Genomic DNA, 238 nt, shown 5'->3' on the forward strand with positions numbered 1-238 from the left:
GCCTCAGCCCGGCGATCAGATCCGTGATGGTTCCGGGCGGGTTGATTGTAACGCAACAGAGGCTCGAGGGCTTCAGCCTCGAGACGGGGCCAGACGACATCGCGCGGGGGCGCTATTTTTTCTACCGTGCGTAATAGGGTATTGAAAATATGCTGAAAACGCTAGGTTTTGGGGCGTTATCAAAAGGATATTTTCATGTTTAACTCACGCAATATCATCGCCGCAATTCTTGCCGGCA

The 238-nt window shown here is 52.5% G+C and carries 1 protein-coding gene; it reads left to right on the forward strand.

Going from position 1 to position 238, the window contains the following annotated elements:
• Window positions 1-14: 14 nt before the first annotated feature.
• Window positions 15-134 (forward strand): class I SAM-dependent methyltransferase, encoded by a 120-nt coding sequence (locus A3728_RS22455; protein WP_269084904.1) that lies wholly within the window; start codon window positions 15-17, stop codon window positions 132-134.
• The last annotated feature ends 104 nt before the right edge of the window (window positions 135-238 follow it).

The organism is Sulfitobacter sp. HI0040, assembly GCF_001634885.1.
GTDB lineage: Bacteria > Pseudomonadota > Alphaproteobacteria > Rhodobacterales > Rhodobacteraceae > Sulfitobacter.